This window comes from Kitasatospora sp. RG8 (genome assembly GCF_017813315.1).
Lineage (GTDB): Bacteria > Actinomycetota > Actinomycetes > Streptomycetales > Streptomycetaceae > Kitasatospora.
The window spans coordinates 1-16,125 of the sequence record NZ_JAGIYX010000042.1; the positions used below are offsets into that span (position 1 = coordinate 1).

8 protein-coding genes and 1 pseudogene are annotated in these 16,125 nt (G+C 72.4%); 5 read left to right on the top strand and 4 right to left on the bottom strand.

Going from position 1 to position 16,125, the window contains the following annotated elements; genetic code table 11:
- Positions 1-266: 266 nt before the first annotated feature.
- Positions 267-608, top strand: a pseudogene (locus J5Y04_RS44075) (Tn3 family transposase); the annotation flags it as partial.
- Positions 609-1,352: 744 nt separating this feature from the next.
- Here the strand turns inward: J5Y04_RS44075 and J5Y04_RS37195 are convergent.
- Entirely contained in the window at positions 1,353-1,634 is a 282-nt protein-coding gene (locus J5Y04_RS37195) for a hypothetical protein (protein ID WP_209416964.1), read from the bottom strand.
- Positions 1,631-1,990, bottom strand: coding sequence for a transposase family protein (locus J5Y04_RS37200; protein WP_209416965.1), 360 nt, complete (start codon positions 1,988-1,990; stop codon positions 1,631-1,633). The genes J5Y04_RS37195 and J5Y04_RS37200 overlap by 4 nt, the downstream gene beginning before the upstream one ends.
- A 163-nt stretch (positions 1,991-2,153) precedes the next feature.
- Between J5Y04_RS37200 and J5Y04_RS42530 the strand changes: the two genes are divergently transcribed.
- The 3 genes from J5Y04_RS42530 to J5Y04_RS37215 all read left to right on the top strand — a co-directional run bounded on the left by J5Y04_RS42530 (position 2,154) and on the right by J5Y04_RS37215 (position 8,671).
- Complete coding sequence (locus J5Y04_RS42530) at positions 2,154-2,624, top strand: multicopper oxidase domain-containing protein (RefSeq protein ID WP_245206240.1); 471 nt, start codon at positions 2,154-2,156, stop codon at positions 2,622-2,624.
- Between the two features lie 327 nt (positions 2,625-2,951).
- Positions 2,952-5,723, top strand: coding sequence for a DUF6603 domain-containing protein (locus J5Y04_RS37210; RefSeq protein WP_209416966.1), 2,772 nt, complete (start codon positions 2,952-2,954; stop codon positions 5,721-5,723).
- Positions 5,720-8,671 (top strand): hypothetical protein, encoded by a 2,952-nt coding sequence (locus tag J5Y04_RS37215; RefSeq protein WP_209416967.1) that lies wholly within the window; start codon positions 5,720-5,722, stop codon positions 8,669-8,671. Before J5Y04_RS37210 ends, J5Y04_RS37215 begins: the two co-directional genes overlap by 4 nt.
- 124 nt (positions 8,672-8,795) lie before the next feature.
- Here the strand turns inward: J5Y04_RS37215 and J5Y04_RS37220 are convergent, their stop codons facing one another.
- Positions 8,796-10,394 carry a hypothetical protein gene (locus J5Y04_RS37220; RefSeq protein ID WP_209416968.1) on the bottom strand — a complete coding sequence of 533 codons (1,599 nt, stop codon included), beginning with the start codon at positions 10,392-10,394 and terminating at the stop codon, positions 8,796-8,798.
- Between the two features lie 3 nt (positions 10,395-10,397).
- The gene (locus J5Y04_RS37225) at positions 10,398-15,410 is read right to left on the bottom strand and encodes a hypothetical protein (RefSeq protein WP_209416969.1); all 5,013 of its coding nucleotides are present in this window, start codon (positions 15,408-15,410) and stop codon (positions 10,398-10,400) included.
- Positions 15,411-15,770: 360 nt separating this feature from the next.
- On the opposite strand from J5Y04_RS37225, the gene J5Y04_RS37230 reads away from it, so the two are divergent.
- On the top strand, positions 15,771-15,956 hold the full coding sequence (locus J5Y04_RS37230) for a hypothetical protein (RefSeq protein WP_209416970.1): 186 nt from the start codon (positions 15,771-15,773) through the stop codon (positions 15,954-15,956).
- The last annotated feature ends 169 nt before the right edge of the window (positions 15,957-16,125 follow it).

Consider the following 16,125-nt stretch of genomic DNA (forward strand, 5'->3'; position numbering starts at 1 on the left):
AAGCTAAGCCTCACAGCGCCGATGGTACTGCAGGGGGGACCCTGTGGGAGAGTAGGACGCCGCCGAACAATCATTCACAGAGAACCCCCGATCCATCACGGATCGGGGGTTCTTTGCGTTTCCCGGAACGGCGGCGCGAGACGGGCCTCGGTGCCCGCGAGGAACGCTACTGGCCCGCCGGCTGAACCCCGCGCGGGTGCGGGGAGGAGCCCAGGTCGAACAGTGCGTTGCGGATCTCGGCCGGCTGACCCCCCGCTTGCGCGGGGAGGAGGATCGACGCCGAACTGGTGCCGCCAGCCTGGCGGAAGGCGGTGTTCTCCAACGCCGCGCTGCCCACGGCACGGCGGACCGCGACGCCTACGTGGTGCAAGTGCTGGAGCAGCTGCACCGTGCGTTGGTCCGGTGCGACATCGTCTCCTCGCCGTCGCACCGCTGGTCCGACCCCAGGGCCTGGTGCTGGACGGCGCCTGGTGGGAGGCGGTGCGCGCGGACGTGCCAGCCTGAGCCTGACCGAGCCTGTTGAGCAGCACCTGTTCGGGCTTGTCCGCCGCCTGGACACGGCCGGGCGCCATAGGGCCGCGCGGCTGGAGGAGGCGGGGCCGGTGGCGACGAGTACGACTTCGACGCCCGCCTCCACTCGGACAACCTCACCGTCGGGGATGAGTCATGCGCACATGGCGTTCTCCGGCCACTGTCGCTCCTCCATCTCCCGCTCCTCATCCTGCGGTGGACGTCAAGACCGTGCACGCGCATGCTAGGAGAAGGAACTTTTCGCGCTCGCATCACCGAGTTGTTCGTACACTGTCCGCGCCAGGCCGAGTGTGACGATATTCGGGCGCCCCAACTGGCCCTCTTGGTGATGATGATTTATATTCCCAGCGACACCACGGGTCTACTTCCGTGAGAATGTGTCTAGATGAGCGTGGCGAATTTGGAGATACGATCGTCAGGTTCTCGTTCCAGTGCTACGACCAGGGCATGTACCAGAAAGGATCGTCTCATGCCTATCGGACTGACCCCAGTGAGTCTGGACCTAGACGGCACGGATCAGAACGGGGTCCAGGTAACAAGGTTCATCTTCACAAGATTTGATGATGGCGGTAACCCTGTGGAGGATTTCTTTTTTGATCACGTCCATGGGGACGACGGTCCTGGGGTAGTCACGTCGGTTTCTTTTCAGAGTCTGGTGGTTCAACAATCTGGCGATCAAGGTGCGTTGTCATTGCTGGACCTTCCGGATGCAAGGCTATTCACACTGGTGGACGAAGAGGCACCACCCACCATTCCGCAGGCAGAATGGCCTGTGAAGCTCGTCCTGGGTGGGTTCGTATTTGCACAATGGGCCCTCGGTTTCAATGCACCAGTTGATTCCTTCGATCTCGACGGCCGGTGGGCAAGGCCGCCTCAGCCGTGAAGGTCCGGTGCTCGCCGGGTCGGCCCGCCAGGGCAACGACCTTCACCCCTGGGTGGTCGGGCAGCAGATCGACTGCGCGGCGGGTCTCGATGTCGACCAGGATCGTGGCGTAGACGTGGCCCCTGCGCAGGGCGAACTCGTCGAGACCGAGGACGCGCGGCACCGCGTGCGCCGGATCCGGCAGGGCGCGTATCAGCCGCAGGAGCGTGGAACGGCTCACGGGGACCACGAAGGTCTTGACCGGACGGGAGCCGGCCCGGCTGGCCAGGGCCAGGGCGAGCTGCTGCAGCGCGGTCTGCAGGCCCTGGCTCCGCCGCCCGTGACGGAAGGTAGCCCCGGCGCCTGCTCGACGAACGTGGTCCGGGGGCAAGCTCGTTCACGGCAGCGGAACCGGCGGACCCGTAACTCGACCACCACCCGACGCCGGCCCGCCGCGCAGTCGTCCAACCGTCGAACGTAGCTGCTGTGCGTCCGGGTCGAGACGGTTCCGCACGACGGACAGCCCGCCTCGTCGCCGGTCGTGGCGGCGTGGACGGGGAAAGTGATCCAGAACCACGGTTCAGCCGCCGCCGACATCCAGCGAGGGGAACGCGCCGGTCAGGGCGAGGCGGCTCTGCCGGGCTGGTACCTGCGGGGCACCCAGAACGCTTCGACCTCGTCGTCGACTTCGCCCGCTACCGGCCCGGCACCGCCGTCCGGCTGGTCAACCGGCTCGGGAGCGGCTCGACGGCCCGAGGTGATGCGCTTCGACGTCTCGGCCAAACCGGTGCGGGACGACTCCGCACTGCCGGACCGACTCGCCGCCGTCGAACGCCTCGACCCCGGCGCCGCCGTGGCCACCCGCACGTTCCTGTTCCAGCAGAGCGGCGGCGACGGCCGGACGATCACCGGTCTGCCCTACCGCCCCGGCCGCGCGCTCGCCCGGCCCCGCCCGGGCACCACGGAGATCTGGCGGTTCGTCACCGACTTCCACCACCCCGTGCACCTGCACCTCGACCACTTCCAGGTGCTCTCCCGCAACGGTGGTTCGCCCGGCCGGTACGACGCGGGCTGGAAGGAAACCGTCGACCTCCGCCCGGCGGAGGCGGTGGAGCTCGCGGTGCGCTTCACCGACTACGCCGGAACGTTCACGTTGCACTGCCACAACCCGGAGTACGAGGACATGGCTGGAGTACGAGGACATGGCTGGAGTACGAGGACATGGCGATGACGGGCGATCTCGTCACGCACTGATTCGCCACGCAGTGACTCATCACCCAGTGAGGCGATGAGCCGATGTGCAAGGCGGCGGCGTCGCCGAACCGATCCCGGCCCTCCACCGTTGGCTCGCCCACCGTCGGCCGCGGACGTACCGTCGAAAGAGGACGACGTGCCCCTCCCGTCGCACGGGGCCTCGCCGTCGCACGGCCGGTGGGCCCGGGCGGCAGCGGTGGGAACCCGCGGTGACCGAAGGGGGCTCAAGTGCACGGATAGTGACGGCCGCAGCGCCGGGCCTGCGCGCGCCCGGACGGCCGACCGCCGGGAAGGTTCAGCGGCAATGGACCCGAAGACACTCCTGGAGAACGTGTCCGGCCTGCTCTGGCACCTGGCCGACGAGGCCGTCCGATCGCTCAGCGACCCGCTGGCCGGGCTGACCAGGCTCACCGGCGAGCACCCGGCCCTGCAGGACAAGCTGTTGGAGCCGCTGGCGGCCCTTCCCGACCGTAGCGCGTTACTCGCGCTGCTCCGCGACGTGTTCGGCGACGTCACCGACGCCGGATCGCCCGTGCGCGCGCACGGCTGGCAGCACGACGCGAAGTCGGCGCGGGGGCTGGCCCTGGTGCTGACGGACGGCGCCTCCCGCGCCGTCGTCGCGGTGTCCCCCGGGCCGAACGACAGCGGGCCGACGATCGACGTCGTCGTCACACCCGGCGCCGCCCTCCAGCAAACCGTCAGCAACGGCCCCTGGGAGGTGACCGCCGAGATCCGGACGGCCCAGGACGCCTGGGTGGCGGCGTTCTTCCCCGGTGCCGCGCCCGTGCCACCGGCCGGGACGGCGAGGATCACCGCCCGGCGGGGCCCGTTCGGCATCGGCCCGGCCGACGGTCCGCACATCTCGATGGACGCCCTCACCGTCAGTCTCGCCGCCTCGCCCACCGCCCCGGTCGGCGTCGACCTGCTCGTCGAGGGCTTCCAGGCTGCCGTCCTCCCGCCCGCGCTCGCCTCCTTCCTGAGCGACGGCGGCGGCGCGACCACCGGGAAGACCGCCTTCACCGTCCGGCTGAGCCGGACGGACGGCCTGCGATTCAAGGACGGCGGGGCGCGCCTGGCGCTGCCGGTGGGCCTGGACCTGCCGGGCGTCTCCACCCGGGGCTTCGCGCTGGAGCTCGACGAGGACAAGGACGGCATCGTGCTGCGGCCGACCTTCGCGGCCACCGCGAAGCCGCCCGTGCTGCCGCTGAACGCGGCCATCGACGGCCTCGGCCTGCACGTCCCGGTCCGCCTCCGGTCCGACCGGATCGGCGTCGACCCCACTCAGCTCCAGGCGGACTTCCCCGCCGGCATGGGCATCGAGCTCTGCGCCGGACCGGTCTCCGGCGGCGGGTCGGTCCTGCAGAGCGGCGCGCCCGGTGACGGAGCGTACGCGGGAGCCCTGGACGCCGACCTCGGTTTCGCGCACGTCCAGGCCTTCGGGCTGCTGCAGCTGCCGGTCGGCGGGCGGCCGCTGTCGTTCCTGGTCCTGCTCGGCGCCGAGTTCGGGTACCCGGGCATCCAGCTGAGCTTCGGCTTCGCCCTGGACGCGGTCGGCGGCCTGGTCGGCTTCAACCGCCGGGTCGACGACGAGCACCTGCGCGCACTGGTCCTGGACGGCAACGCCGACCGCATCCTGTTCCCGGGCGACGCGGTCGCCCGCGCCCACGAGATCGCGGGTTCGCTGGAGGCCTGCTTCCCGGTGGCGCGCTCCCGGTTCGTCGTCGGCCCGATGGTCCGGATCACCTGGGGCGGCCGGATCCTCGCGCTGTCCGCCGCCGTCGTCCTCGACCTGCCGGAGCCCGTGAGGGCCCTGCTCCTCGGCCGGCTGACCATCAGCCTGCCCGATCCGCTCGCGCCGCTGATCCGGCTGCAGGCCGACGTGTTCGGCAAGGTCGACCCGGGCGTGCCGGAGGTCGAGGTGCTGGCCGGCCTCACCGGCTCGTGGATCGTCGGCCTCCCCGTCTCCGGGGACTTCTACCTGCTCTTCCGCGGCGGCGGGGAGGCCGTGTTCGTGCTGTCCGCCGGCGGGTTCCATCCGCGCTTCGTCCGGCCGCCCGGGGTGCCCGCGCTGCGCCGCCTGGCGATGGACCTCAGCGGCGGAGTCCTGCGCCTGCGCGCCGAGGCGTACCTCGCACTCACCTCCAATTCGCTGCAGTTCGGCGCGAAGCTGAGCCTGGACGCGACGATCGCGGGCTGCGGGGTGGAGGGCTCCCTCGGCCTGGACGCGCTCTTCGTGTGGGAGCCGAGTCTCGCCTTCACCGTCCACGTCTACGCGAGCGTCGCCGTGCTGGCCTTCGGCAGGCGGCTGGCCGCCGTCGGGCTCGACCTCACCCTGGAGGGCCCCGCCCCCTGGCACGCCTTCGGCACCGGCAGCATCTCGGTGCTGTTCTGGGACGTCTCGCTCGACTTCGACGAGCGGTGGGGCGCCCCGCCGGCCGTGGCGCCGAAGGCCGACGAGGTGCTGCCCCTGCTGCGGGACGCCCTGGCCCGGCCGGACGCGTGGGCGGCCGAGCGCCCGCCCGCCGAACGGTCCCCGCTGCGCTTCACCGACCAGGCGAACACCGCGCTGGCCAAGGGCGAGGTCGCGTACCCCGACGCGACGTTCCGGGCGAGCCAGAAGGTCGTCCCGCTCGACACCGCCATCACCCGCTTCCACCGGGTCCACGTACCCGAGCAGACCTGGCGGATCGTCCCCGTCTTGCGGGCGACCGACGCCCCGCTGCCGACCTTCGGGCGGACCACCGGGCAGTTCGTCCCCGGTGAGGTCTTCGAGCTGACCGACGACCAGCAGCTCACCCGGCAGGGCTTCGAGGAGCTCCCGAGCGGCGCCCTGCTCTCCGACGCCGACGTCCGGCTCGGCGCCCGGCACCCCGTCAACGACAACTACGAGACCGGCTACAAGGTCGAGGCCGACTGGTTCACCGGGCCGCCGCCGCCCGACCGGCGCAGGCTGCCGGGCACCGGCCTGTTCGAGCTGGAGGGCTTCGCCCGCCCCGTCCGTGCGGCCGAGCGGGTCGACCGCTGGCGTGCGGCGCAGCGGCCGGTCGACGCGCTGAAGGTGGAGTTGCTGCGATGAGTCACCGCTGGTTCGTCTCCTCCGTCGCACTCGGTGCCGCGGCCGACGCCACCTCGGTCACCGGGGCGCGCCCGTCGTTCAGCCCGGCGGTAAAGATCACCCGGACGCTCAAGGACCAGCCGGGCGAGACCTTCCCCGACCGCCCCGGTCCGAGCCTCCAGCTGCTCGGGCCGGGCGACACCGTCGGGTTCGACCAGGCCGCCGTGGTCCGGCAGGAGCCCCCCGCGGGCTGCCCGAACGGCGTGGCCAACTACCTGGCCCAGGTCGAGTTCTCGGACGCCTCGCTGCCGTGGCTGCTCAGCCTTCCGGGCCCCGGCAGGCTGCCTTGGCTGGTGCTGCTGGTGCTGCGCGAGGACGAGGGCGGCCTGCAGCCGGGGAGCCCGCTGCCCGTCGTCGAAGTCCCGGGGACCGCGCTGCCGGATCTGGCGGACTCGTGGGCGTGGGTGCACGTCGAGGCCCGGGTCGAGGACGGCGACACACCGGACGGTGCCGTCACCCGGGACGTCCGCAGCGGCGTGGACACCGTCGTCTCCCGGCTGATCTGCCCGCGCGAACTGGAGCCCGACAAGGGCTGGCTGGCCTGCGTGGTGCCGGCCACCAAGGCCGGCGCCGCCGCCGGGCTCGGCGCCGACCCGCCGGCCGACGGGGCCGCGCCGGCGTGGACGGCGGGGCAGTCGCAGGCCAGGCTGCCGGTCTACCACTCCTGGCGGTTCCGCACCGGGGACGAGGGCTCCTTCGAGGACCTCGCCCGCAGGGTCGAGCCCGTCGCGAGCCGGGACCTGCCCGGCTTCGGCAGCCGCACGGTCGACGTCCGGCACCCGTGGCCGCTCCGGGACCTGCTCGAGGACGTCGCCCCCGAGCGGCTCACCGTCCCCGTGCACGGCGCCCTGCGGGTGCCCGGCACCGACACCGCCGACGAGGTGTGGAGCGATGCGGCGAGCATGTTCCGCTTCCGCGAACTCCTCACCGGGCAGCTGGACGCGCCTGGGCTGCGGCACAGCCCCGCGCAGGTCGGAGCCCCTCCGGACCGCGACGAGAAGACCGTCGCCCCTCCGCTGTACGGCAGCCACCACACCGGCGTGCAGACGGTGCCCGCGGACGGCTGGATGAACCGGCTGAACACGCGGGTGAAGTACCGCATCGCGGCGGCCCTCGGCGCCCGGTACGTCCAGCTGGAACAGGAGTTCCTGATGGCCCGCGCCTGGGAGCAGATCGGCGCGGTCACCGAGGCCAACCGGGCGCTCGCGGCGGCGGAGCTGGCCGCCGAGAGCGCGCGGGCGGCCCAGGACAAGCACCTCGGCGGGATGGACGCGGCCGCGCTGACGGAACTCTCGCCCTACCGGGACGTGTTCGGCTCCGGGGTGGGGCGTGGTGGGTTGGCCGACGACCGCTCCGGGGTGGCGCGCGGCGCGCTGGCGGCCGTCGGCTCCGGGGTGGGGAACCGCACGCTGGCGGACGTCCTGGCGCCCTCCGCCGTTCCGAACGGCGTCGCCTCGTCGGCGTTCGTCCGGCTGACCCGCCGCGGAGGGGCGCTTCGGCGCCGGACCGGACGGGTGGCGCAGAACGTGGCCGCCGGCGTGCTCACCACCGACGCGTTCGTCGACGGGGCGCTGAAGGCGACGAAGACCTCCCTGCCGTCGATGTGGCTCGCCGGTGTGGAGCAGGCGCAGCTGCCCCCGCCCGTGGCGGTGGTGCAGGGGCCGATGGCCACGTCGACCGTCATCGGCGACCCGTCGGCCGTGTTCGCCTCCCAGACCCTCAGCGAGTTCGTCTTCACGATGTGGCTGGTCGCCGTCGACTACCTGGCGGAGGGCGTCGGCCGGCTGTTCCCGGAGTTCGGGAACCCCCGGGAGAAGTTCGAGGCCCTGTTCGCGAAGATGCAGGACGTGGCGACCGACCGCGGCCCGCGCTCGATGTCGCAGCCGGCCCTGGTACGCGGGGTCCACCGGATGATCAGCGCCGAGCCCTTCGCGGCGCCGCTGTTCGCCGCGGCCGACCTGGGGTCGACCGCCCGGGCGCTCATCGACGAGGTCCGGGACGGCGTCCGGCCGGTTCCCCGGCAGCTGGACCGGATGGGCTCGCTGCTCGGTCCCGCGGTGATGGGGGGCCGCAGCGAGGCGGACGCACGGCCGCTGCGCCCGATCATGGCGCACCCGGAGTTCGGGTTCCCGATCGCGGCGGAGCTGGTGAGCCGGTGGCCGGAGTGGGCGGTCCCGGGCGTCTCCGCCTTCCCGGACGAGGCCTCCACTCTGCTGGAGCCCAACCCGGCGTTCGTGGAGGCCCTGCTGGTCGGTCTGAACCAGGAGTTCAACCGCGAACTGCGCTGGCGGGAGTACCCGACCGACGAGGCGGGCACGCCGTTCTCGCGGTTCTGGCCGCCGGGCGGCGCCCGGCCCGGGTACGGCGAGATCGCCCGCTGGGCGGCCGGGGACGCACTCGGGGAGCACGACCCCCAGCAGGGCGACGACCTGTTGGTGCTGCTGATCCGCGGCGAGGTGCTGCGCCGCTACCCGGGCACGGTCGTGCTCGCCGCGAAGTCGGTGGATCGCACCGTCGAGGGCCCGGACGTGCAGTGGAAGGAGCCCTCGTTCGTGCTGCCGGTGGACGAGCGCACCAACCTGTACGGCTTCTCCGCTCTGACGGCCGCGCAGGCGGTGGCCGAGCACTGGATGTTCGTGATGCGCGAGCCCATGCGCGGGGTTCATTTCGGCTTCGACCTGCGGACCGCCCAGTCGCCGCCGTTCACGTCCTGGGCCGATCTGACCTGGGACGAGGTGCCGACGGTCAACGGCTTCGTGGTCCCGCGGGTCGTCGACGGCAAGCCGCCCGCGCTCCCCGGGCCGGCCGACCCGCCCAAGTGGGAGGGCCTGGACGCGGCGGACTTCGCGCGGATCGTCTTCCAGCAGCCGTTCCAGTTGGCGTTCTCGGCGAATCGGATGATCGGCTGAGCGGCTGAGCTGAGACGAAGCGGATGAGACGAAGCGGATGGGAGGCTGAGCGGACCCGCGGGCCCGGCCCAACGCCTGAACGGCTGGGCCCGACGGCCCGACGGCCCGGCGGGCCCAGCGCCCGTCAGGGCCAGGTCTCCGAGGGCCGGACGATGTCGAAGAGCAGCCCGCTGGAGCTCTCGCCGCCGCCGGGGTTCTTCTCCCGCCGGACCCACGGGTGCCAGGAGCCGTCGAACCAGCGCGCCAGCACCGGGCTGCGGGTCACCTCGGCCCCTTCGCGCGGGACCTCCTCCTCGTGCACCCACTGGTCCATCCGGAGCAGCCGGCCGAGCGTCTGCGAGCTCGCCCCGGGCTGTTCCAGCGGCACCAGGACGAACCGGATCGACGCCGTGGTGAGCGCCTGCGGCACCAGCGGCAGCCAGTAGTCCGGCACCACGGTCTGCACCCCGTAGGAGCCGATCCCGCTGGACGGCGGGCTCTCCGGCGCGTTGCGCAGCCAGCGCTCCCGGCGGTCGACGAGCTCGCCGCGGGAGTCGGTGACCGACCTCTCGATCGCCCACGCAAGGTTCGCCAGCTCGTCACGGGCGAGCGCCACCGTCTCCAGCCGCTCGCCCACCGCGCCCTGCCCCGAGGGCAGGACCAGCAGGCCGTCGTCGGCGCCGGTGACCGTGAACAGGTTCCAGCCCGCGTCCGCGTCGCCGGCCCGCTTCACCGTCCGGGTGCCGCCGAACGAGTCGGTCACCACGATCCCGTCGAGCGTCGTCAGCGAACCGACCGGCACCTCCAGCGGGAAGAGGAACCAGTCGTTCCCGTAGACCTCGCCGAACGCGATCACCAGCAGCCGACCGGTGTCGAGCGCGGACACCTCGGCCGCGCCGAAGTCGACCTGTGCGTCCTCCATCTCCCAGAACCGGTCGGCCGGTATCCCGCCGAAGCGCACGGTCGCGGGGACCACCTCGCGGCTGAACGGCCGGTCCGGCGCCGGGTCCGCCGACCGGGCGCCCGGGTCCAGGTCGACGCTGAACCAGTCCAGGCCGTCGCCGAGGTACTCCTCGGCGTGGAAGACCCTGGTGCCGCAACTGAAGTCGGCCCGGTGCTCGAAGCGGTGCGGATCGAACGTGTCCGGGGCGTCGACCGGTGCGATGCCCCGCCACCAGGCCAGCCAGCGCGCGCCGACGGCGGCGAGCCCGTCCACCCGCAGCGCGCCGCCGGCCAGGTCCGCGGCCAGCCTGCCGGCGTCGGGTACCCGGGGTGCGAGGAGCGTGACCAGACCGGTCGGCCCGGACGGCATCGGGTCGAAGCGGTACACGGCGAGGACCTGCGGCAGCGCGGACGAGAGCCCCGCCTCGTCCAGGAGCCGCACGAACTGGGCCCCGCCCTCCACCCGGGTGTACTCGTCCGGGTCGGTGGCGCCCTCCGACTCCACCAGGGTGTCGAGGGGGCCCGAGGCCGGGTCGTACGCCACCCACGGGTGCACCTCCTGCACGCCCGCCGGGACGGCCGGGCGCCACGCCGAGATCGGGGTGCTGCGCCCGCTGACCGTGGCCAGGACGGGCGAGCCGGCGTCCTGCCCGGCGAATTCCCCGAACTGCCACTGGCGGGTGAGCGCCCACGCGGGATCGTGGACCCGGGCCGCGAGGCCCGTCGCCACCTCGTCGGTACGCGACAGCGGCTCCAGCCGGAACCGGAAGAACCCGCTCTGCTCGAAGTGCGTCCGGGGCATCGGTCAGTCCTCCGCCAGGTCGATCCAGAACTGCCTGATCGCGGCCGCCAGCGCCGTGGGGCCGAAGTCGCTCACCCGGGAGGCCGGGAGGATGTCGTCCATCAGCGGAAGGTCGGCGAGGTCGACCGCGCGCATCTTGGCCAGTTCGAGGGTGTCCCGCACGACCAGCGCGAGACCGTCCGCCGTCCAGCCGCGGGTGGTGTCGGGCGGCACGGCGATCAGCACCGCCTGCGGCGCCTTGGCGTCGGGCCGGTCGAAGTGGAACGACACCCCGGTCAGCTCCGACTCCGCCGGGACGCCATCCGCCCGCGTCCGTTCGGCGGCCAGGGCGTCCGCGCCCGGGAGCACCTCGACCCACTCGTCGAACACCATCCCCGCGACCGGCCCGCCGTCCGGCAGGCCGGCGGCGGTGTGGCAGACCAGGTGCCGCCGGGCCGACGGCCGCGTGAGCGGGTCGAAGGGGCCGCCGATCCAGGCGCCGTCCGCCGGCAGCTGCGACGCGGACAGCCGGCTCGCCCGGCCGGCCCGGCCCTCCGCCAGCAGCAGGGTCTCGTACCAGGTCCGCACGGTGGGACGGACCTTGGCGAACCGGCGCAACCAGTCGGCCACCGCCGCGCCCGACACGCCGTCCGCCGGCGGTGGCAGCGCGGTGCCGGACAGCAGCGGTGTCAACGGGATTCCGGTCCCGAGGAACTCCGCCAGCACCCGCGTGACCTCACCGAGCCACCCGGGGACGGTCGAGTCCGCCGTCAGCGCGCCGAGCCGGGCCGGGTCGCCCTCTATCCCCAGCGCGTCCCGCTGGTCGGGGGTGCGGACATTCGCGACGAACTCGGCCACCCGGGAGCGCACTTGCTCCAATCCCGGTACCGCCTGGCCCGCGGGCGCCCCCGGATCCGGCGCAGCCTGGTCGTCGAGCAGGTGGGACGGCAGCAGCGGACCGGCGCCGAGCAGCAGGCCCTGGATCCGGCCGGCCACCGCCCGCAGTTCGTCCCATCCCCGGTCGAACCCGACCTCCGTGCCCGGTGCCCCGCTCAGCTCGCGGATCCTGGCCCGCAGCCGCCGGTGCACGGTGCCGGAGACGTCCAGTACGAGTCCGAGCGCGCTGAACCCCACCTGGTCGAGCGTCACGGCAAAAAGCCGCGGGGACGGCCCGTCCGCGACCGTGCCGGACAGCTTCCAGTCGGCGGCCGGTCCGAGCAGGTCGGCGACCCAGGCGTCGACCCGCGGTTCGAGTGCCGAGAAGGCGTCGGTTCCCCAGCCCGCGGGTCGCGCCGGGTCGCGCGGCAGCACGGCCGCGATCCGGTGGGTCACGGCCCGCCCACGGTGAGGGGTGCGCAGGACGTCGATCCGGTCCGGCACCTGCTCGCCGCTGCCCAGCGTGTCGGCGGCGAGACCGGCGCGCATCGGGTTGCCGCCGACCAGCTGGTGGACGCTCTCGGCCAGCAGCAGGTCGCTGACCGCGTCGAGCGCCTGCACCAGGTCGTCCAGCAGCGGCCGCGTGCCCGGGTCGGCAGCCGGGAAGCCCTTGCCGGAGAGCACCGTGTCCACCGTGCCCGCGCCGTGCGCCCGGGCAAGCGCGATCCCGTCCACCACGTTCCGTGCGGCGATCGCCTCGGAGCTGTGCTTCCACAGGTCGGGGCGGGGCGTCCCGGTCGCGGGCTCCGGGGCGACGGGCGTGGGGAACGCCCGGCGGAAGGCGTCCTTCTGCGGGTCCAGCCCCGCCTCGTGCAGCGCCCGCTCGAACCGGTACCCGAGCAGCGCGCCCAGGTTCTGGCCGCGGCGGACGCCGCCGAGCAGCCAGCGGGCGGTCCTCGCCCGCCGGGACGTCAGGTCGACGGCGAACGGCGAGGCCGAGCCGTCGGCGGGCGGGGTGCCGTTGGTGGGCAGGGTGTCGTTGTTGTGCGGGGTGGCGCCGTCGCCCGCGGTCGCGGGCTCGCCCCGGTGGGCGAGGAAGCCCGACCGCAGCACGGCGGCGGTCGCGGCGTGGTGCAGCGAGGGCGCGTGGATGAAGCCGTCCGACGGCCGCTCCGTGCCGGGGTAGAGGTTCTCCACCCAGCCGTACCCGCCGAGCCGGACGCCGCGCACGCCGGCCGCCCGGGTCTCGCTGAGCCGCCGGCTGGCCAGCGAGGTGGCCCAGGCGTCCCACCGGTGGGAGCAGACGTCCAGCAACTCGAAGGCGAGCGGCAGGTATCCGTCCGCCGGGACGTCCGCGAGCGCCTTCAGCCCGGCCAGCAGAGTGTCGGCCGCCGGAAGTCCGGAGCGGGCGGCCACCAGCTGGTCGGCCAACTCCTGTTCGGAGGCCGTGCCCGAGAGCCGCCGGGAGATCAGCAGGTCGACGGCGAACGGGATGTTGTAGGCGAGGTCGGACACGTCGCCGGTGGGGCCGTCATGGGTGGTCACGAACACGTCCCGGCTGTCGGCGTTCACCATCAGCGGGACCAGGTCCGTGGGCCCCTGCGGGTTCCCGAAGGTGAATTGGCCGAAGATCGTCGGCGGCCTGGCGGGGTCCCCGTCCGCGGTCATCGGCCAGCGCGCGAGGAACTGCTCCTGCGTCAGCTCGCCCCTGAGCAGCCCGACCGCGTCGGCGAGGCGCCGACGGCTGTCGGCGAACAGGGCCGCGTACTTGTCGGCGTTCGGCGCGAGCCGCTGCGGGACGAGGGTGTAGTCCGGCGGCGTCGTGTCGGACGTCCAGGCGAGGTTGCTGATGAGCTCGGACGGAATCGCCCACCGCAACCCGGACCGGATCCCGCCGAGCGCCACCGTCGGGCCGGGTGCGCGCAGGCTGATGCCGTCGAACTTCTCGTGCCCTCCCTTGGAGGTGAGTTCACGCCGGATGACGATGTCGTTCGACACCGGCAGCCGGGCGAGGATGTCGGCCGCGATCCAGTCGGCCGGGGTGCCGTCGGTCACCCGCGGGACCCAGCCCGGGGTCAGCGCGGCACGCCAGTGGTGCCGCAGCCGCTGCAACCAGGGTGCGATCAGGGCGTCGGCCCCGTCCGGGTCGGCCGGCACCCACTCGTCCAGCGCCGTCACCGGGAGGACTCCGTACGGCTGCCGCCCGACCCGAACGGTCGGCAGCGGACCGCGGCTGCGCACGTGGTCGGCGAGGTGGTTCCTGATCTTCAACCACCGGGCGTGGCGGTCCCTGAGACCTGCGCCCGTGGGATCGTCGTCCGCCAGGACCGCCTCGCTCTGGAACTCATAGACCAGAGACCACCAGCTCAGGAGCGACAGCGCGGCGATCGCGCCGTCGCCGTCCTGCGCGGCCCCCGTGCACTCGCCGAGGAAGCCCGCGTCGCCCAGGCCGAGCGCGTCCGCGAGGCGGGCCGCGTCCGTCCCCTTCAGCAGCGTCGGCGACGGGCCGGGGGGCATCGGCGTCGGCCGCGAGGACCACGCCGAGCGGGAGTCGGGCGTGTTGTTCGTCGGCGTCCCCACCGGCAGGAAGCCGAACCCGTCGCTGAAGACGTGGCCCTGCAGGCACTGGCCCAGCCGCTGGGCGCCGGCCTCGGGCTCCAGATCGCTGACCCCGATGACGAAGAGCTGGTCCAAGTGGTCGAAGCCGACGGGCAGAACCAGCTCCGCGGCCATCCCGGCGCCCACCGCGACGTCGAATTCGACCGCCCACTCGGCGTGTTGGTGGTCGGGCGCCGCCTCGTCCGCGGCGAGCAGACCGAGCGGTAGCGGATCGGGGATCGCCACGCCCGGTTGGTCGACGACCACCCGCCCGTCGACGAGCCCGAGGAAGCGCCAGTGATGCGGCAGCGTCGTGACCTGGGGAGCGCGCCGGATCCGGGGGTCGCGCAGCTGCGGAGCGGTCGCGGCCCCCGGGCGCGCGGCACGGGTGGCCCACGCAGCCCGGGGGGCGCTGACCACGCGGAGCAGGTCCTGCCATGCGGGCTCACCGGGTGCCGCCCAGTACTTCCGGGCCGCGTCGAGCTCCGCGGAGGTCAGCCGCGGCTCGAAGGAGTCGACGTGGATGTCGTCCGGGTAGACGCGCGCCTTGATGCTGCGCCGGTCGGTGGACCACTTCGTCTCGATCCGCACCGGAAGTAGGGCGATGGGCACGGACGTCCGCGGGCCGAACAGCGGGGCCTCCGCATCGAGCGATTCGGTGAGCCGCTGTGCGGCGGCGTCGAGGTCCGCACGCAGCTTCGCCAGTTCCTGCAACCGTCTGTCCTGGTCCCTTTCGGCGCTGAACTGCACGGACAGGGCGGAACCGAACAGCGGCAGGTCCGTTTCCGGGTTGGTCGCCACCCAGGCACGGATCCGCTCCAGCGAAACGGCCCTCGCGTCCGCGTCCAGCAGTTTGATGTCGTACTCCAGCCGGGCGGCGTCGAGCGCGCGGCGAAGCTCGAACGCGCTCTCCCGCTGGACGGCCACGGCGGAGAGCGTGATGACCAGCCCTCCGGGCGAGTCGACCTGGGTGATCGTGCCATCGGGACCCAGCCTGAACTGGAAGACGACACCGGGCACCCTGGTGGCCATGAGCACGTACTGGGCGGACGGAATAAGCGTGAGCTCGTGCGTGGTGGTACGCGAGAGGGGACCTTCAGTCGACCCGAGGAGCTCGGGCGTCAGGTCGTGGGGAAGCGCCCGCCCGTCAATGGTGAGCCGGTATCCGGCGATGGTCAGCGTGCGCCAGGACGCCCTGGCGAAGCCGGCGGAAGCGGGATCGAGAACGACCCGGCCCCGGGGGGTGAGGGCGAACTGGAAGTCGGCCATCCCGCGCGCCAGGAAGAACAGGTACTGCTGCGATGGAATTAACGTCAGCTCGTGTACTTCGGTGCGGGACAGCGGGCCGGCTGACCAGTTCAGCAGCTCCGGGTTCAGGTCGTGTGACAGTTCCCGTGCATCGATGGTTACCTTGAATCCGTGGATCGTCAGTGTCCTGCCCGCCGCGTCCGCAAATCCCGCAAAGGATGGATCAACAATGATCCTTCCGTCGACGGCAACTGCGAACTGGAAGTCGGCCATTCCGCGGGCGAGGAAGAACAGGTATTGCTGCGACGGGATCAAGGTCAGCTCGTGTGCTTCGGTGCGGGAGAGTGGGCCGGCTGACCAGTTCAGCAGCTCTGGGTTCAGGTCGTGTGACAGTTCCCGCGCGTCGATGGTTACCTTGTATCCGTGAATCGTGAGTGTCCTGCCTGCCGCTTCGGCGAAGCCCGCAAAGGCAGGGTCGACAACGATCCGCCCGTCAGCCGTAACTGCGAAGCGGAAGTCGGCCATCCCGCGGGCGAGGAAGAACAGGTATTGCTGCGACGGGATCAAGGTCAGCTCGTGTGCTTCGGTGCGGGAGAGTGGGCCGGCTGACCAGTTCAGCAGCTCCGGGTTGAGATCGTGTGACAGTTCCCGCGCGTCGATGGTTACCTTGTATCCGTGGATCGTCAGCGTCCTGCCCGCCGCGTCCGCAAATCCCGCAAAGGATGGATCAACAATGATCCTTCCATCGACGGCAAGTGCGAACTGGAAGTCGGCCATTCCGCGGGCGAGGAAGAAGAGGTATTGCTGCGACGGGATCAAGGTCAGCTCGTGTGCTTCGGTGCGGGAGAGTGGGCCGGCTGACCAGTTCAGCAGCTCTGGGTTCAGGTCGTGTGACAGTTCCCGTGCATCGATGGTTACCTTGTATCCGTGGATCGTGAGTGTCCTGCCTGCCGCTTCGGCGAAGCCCGCAAAGGCAGGGTCGACAACGATCCGCCCGTCAGCCGTAACTGCGAAGCGGAAGTCGGCCATT

Bases quoted from the DNA above. Each gene is read 5' to 3' on its own strand.
- J5Y04_RS37200 (WP_209416965.1), bottom strand. From the start codon at position 1,990: ATGTCGGCGGCGGCTGAACCGTGGTTCTGGATCACTTTCCCCGTCCAC.
- J5Y04_RS42530 (WP_245206240.1), top strand. From the start codon at position 2,154: ATGCGCTTCGACGTCTCGGCCAAACCGGTGCGGGACGACTCCGCACTG.
- J5Y04_RS37210 (WP_209416966.1), top strand. From the start codon at position 2,952: ATGGACCCGAAGACACTCCTGGAGAACGTGTCCGGCCTGCTCTGGCAC.
- J5Y04_RS37215 (WP_209416967.1), top strand. From the start codon at position 5,720: ATGAGTCACCGCTGGTTCGTCTCCTCCGTCGCACTCGGTGCCGCGGCC.
- J5Y04_RS37220 (WP_209416968.1), bottom strand. From the start codon at position 10,394: ATGCCCCGGACGCACTTCGAGCAGAGCGGGTTCTTCCGGTTCCGGCTG.